Source organism: Mycobacterium sp. (genome assembly GCF_049278535.1).
In the GTDB taxonomy this organism is placed as follows: domain Bacteria; phylum Actinomycetota; class Actinomycetes; order Mycobacteriales; family Mycobacteriaceae; genus Mycobacterium.
This window is the reverse complement of the sequence record NZ_JBAPMI010000060.1, coordinates 1-3,276: the sequence shown is the minus strand read 5'-3', so window position 1 is coordinate 3,276 and position 3,276 is coordinate 1. Positions and strand designations below refer to the sequence as shown.

At 63.9% G+C, this 3,276-nt stretch carries 2 protein-coding genes and 1 pseudogene; all 3 read left to right on the top strand.

The features are described from left to right. Window positions 1-126: 126 nt before the first annotated feature. Window positions 127-354: a DUF3618 domain-containing protein gene (locus tag WAO18_RS03525; RefSeq protein ID WP_422203940.1), complete on the top strand. Its 228-nt coding sequence runs from the start codon at window positions 127-129 to the stop codon at window positions 352-354. Between the two features lie 1,362 nt (window positions 355-1,716). After that, window positions 1,717-1,917, top strand: a pseudogene (locus tag WAO18_RS03520) (sigma factor-like helix-turn-helix DNA-binding protein); the annotation flags it as partial. Next, a partial coding sequence (locus WAO18_RS03515) for an AAA family ATPase (protein ID WP_422203938.1) occupies window positions 1,914-3,276 on the top strand: 1,363 nt, incomplete at its 3' end. The pseudogene WAO18_RS03520 and the gene WAO18_RS03515, both read left to right, overlap by 4 nt.

The following is a 3,276-nucleotide window of genomic DNA, read 5'->3' as shown; positions in this document are numbered from 1 at the left end:
TCGGTCACGAAGCTGCCTTTCTGTTCACCGGCAGGTGGGATTGCCGCCGGCTGATTTAGGGTAGGTCGGCAGGCACCAACCTAGACCGAGCCTGGTCTTGGTTTGGCGACGACAGGGAGGACGAGCGTGGCGGAGCGGGATCCCGACAGCATCAAGCAGGAGATCGACCAGGCCCGAAGCCAGCTCGCATCGACGGTCGACTCGCTGGCTGTGCGGGCCAACCCCCGCCGCCTCGCCGACGACGCCAAAGCCCGGGCGATCGGCTTCGTCAAGAAGCCGGCGGTGGCGATCTCGCTGGCCGGAATTGCGGCGCTCGCGGCCGCGTTGGCGGTGCGCAGGATTCGCAACAGGTGACGTGGTACGCCTCTGTGGCTTGGGTCGTGCGTCGTCGGGTTTAAAACTGACGGACATCGTTGACAGTCGGGGTCTCCCAGCACTTGGAGACCTGCATGAGCGGGCGGTTTTCGGTGCTTCCCACTGTTGCCGGACGGCCAGCACAGCGTCGGCGGTGATGGCCAGAATCAACTTGACGGGACGAATCCTAAATACTCTGCGAGATTGTCCCGGGCATTGTAGAACTTGGGGTGGCGGTCCCCCGCTCAAGGCACGCGCTGCCATTGCCTAAGCCAGAAGGCGTTTACAGTGAAAGAGTTGTTGAGCAAGGGAATTAGATTACTTGTGGCGCTACAGGTTACGTCATGGGTAATCCTCAATTCCCCCGTGGCGTGGGCCGGCCCGGGCGGCAACATTCCAGGCCCCGGCGTGTGCGACTATCCCGGTGTTGGCGGAAGTTCTTTCGAGGCGGGCGCCACGACGTACTACTGCGATTTTCCTACCGAAGAGAACAGCACGCACTGGCACTGTGAATATGGCGGATGGAACATGGGCGGTCCAGGTGGCAACGCCCCCCTCGGTGGAACTTTTATGGGCTTCGGGTTAACCATTCCTGCAGGCGATTTCGGGGGCGCTACCGGTGGTTGTTCATGGCGCTGGCCGGATAACACTTTGGGCCCTGCTCCGAACCCACCGGGCGCGTGGAAGAACTATTTGGTGCCCAAGCCGCCACCGCCCGAACATCGGGCACCCCCGGCTCCTCCGGCTGCGCCAGAGTCCGCGCCCCCAGCAGTGACGAATCCTAATCCCGGCGACGAGCCACAGACACCGGCCTACACCAACCCGGCGTTTCCGAATCCCGGCAGGACCCAGAACCCGCCAAGTTAGCTTGTGTCGCGGCCACCTTGCTTGCCACCACCGCCAGGGCGACCACATGACGCGCTAGCAAAGTGCACATTCAGCTCGCTGGCCTAGCTGGTGCACCGTTCGGGTTTCGAACCCCGGACCCGCTGATAAAGCGCAGGCGGCTTTGGTTGCTTCCCACTGTGTCCGGCTGTGTTTCGTTAGGAACAGTACTTCACATACCCGATTACTGACTCGAGCGCAGAACGGCCTAGTCAAACGTCTCACGCGCCCTATTCTTGGGCGAACTCTGCAAACCCGGGGGGACCGGAAGCGGCGGAGGGTCGGATGACCGTAGCGACTGCGTGTCGCCCGCGTGGCACCGTCCCGCGCGAGGGCGCACGGTTTTGCGATTCGGAGGGTCCCTGATTGCACGGCGGGCTGCCCGCACGCCGACCGTCAACTAGCTCTGGCCTTGAACCAAACCGGCGCCGTTATCGTGCTAACACTGGAAGGCTGGTAATGGAGATTCCGGAAGCCAACCGGACACTGGTCGCTGACGCGTTCGCGCGGCTGTCTGCTGAAGATCGCGCATGTGTTCGACGCGCGTATTATTACGGCTGGACAACCGCACAAATCGGAGAGGACCTGGGAATCGCCGAAGGCACCGTGAAGTTGCGGCTGCATCACGCGCTGCGAGCCCTGCAGCAGACACTGCAGGAGATGGGAGTGGCACAATGAGCGCCTTTCCCGGACAGGGAGCGCCCACCTCCGGACTGCGTGCAGACGACGGCCACAAGTACGCGCAGTGGGACGCTGCGTATGTGTTGGGGTCATTGTCCGAGATGGACCGGCGCGAATTCGAGGCGCACCTGTCAAAGTGCCAGGAATGCCGGGATGCGGTGGACGAGCTTTCCGGCATGCCCGCCCTACTGTCGCTACTCGACCTTGACGACGTTATCGACGAAAATGACCGGGTGGCCGTTCGGCCGCCACGGCCGCAGCCGGACCTGATCGGCCGGCAGTGGGAAATGTCCGCCATTGAAGGCTTGCTGAAGCGTGCTCTTGATGGCCACGGCGCGGTAGTCGGCGTGGTCGGCTCGGCCGGCATCGGCAAAAGCCGGCTCGTGCGTGAAATTTCGGCGATGGCAGATGCCCATTGTGTAGACGTGTTCACCGCCTTCTGCGAATCGCACACCAGCCAGGTCCCCTTCCATACCGTGGCGCGCCTATTGCGCGCAGCCACCGGCGTCGAGGGTCTTGACCCAGCTGCGGCCCGGGCACATATCCGGGCCCAGGCCCGCGACTCGGCGCCTGAAGACTTGTTGCTCTTGGACGATCTGCTGGGCATCGCCGATCCCGATGTAGAGCTGCCGAAGATCGATCCGGATGCCCGTCGGCGGCGGTTGACCACGCTTGTCAATGCGGCCTCGCTGGCCCGCCAGACCCCGGCGGTCTTCGTCGTCGAGGACGCCCATTGGATCGACGAGGTGAGCGAGTCGCTGTTCGCCGATTTCCTCACCGTCATGTCGCAGACACCCTCGCTGGTGCTGGTCACCTACCGACCCGAATATCAAGGCGCGTTGACGCGAGTGGCAGGTGCCAAGACTGTCGGCCTTGCGCCCCTGAGTGATTCAGAAACTGCGGGACTGGTGTCGGAGCTGATCGGCCCGGATCCTTCGAATGGCGCGCTGCGCCAGAGGATCGCCGAGAGGGCCGCCGGCAACCCATTCTTCGCCGAGGAGATCGTGCGCGAACTGGCTGGGCGCGGCGTGCTGCGCGGCGAGCCTGGCGCATACCACTCGGCGGCACAGGTTGGCGAGGTGAGCGTGCCGGCCACGCTGCAGGCAACCATCGCCGCTCGCATCGACCGACTCGACGCACTGGCGAAGCGCACGCTGAGCGCAGCGGCAGTGCTCGGCGCGCGATTCGACCTGGACCTGCTGGCTGCGCTGGGAGTTGAGCCGGTCGTTGATGATCTGCTGGCCGCTCAGCTCATCGACAGAGTCCGCTTCACCCGGCAACCGGAGTACGTGTTTCATCATCCGTCGATCCGCACGGTGGCCTACGAATCGCAGCCCGAATCGGATCGCGCCGAGC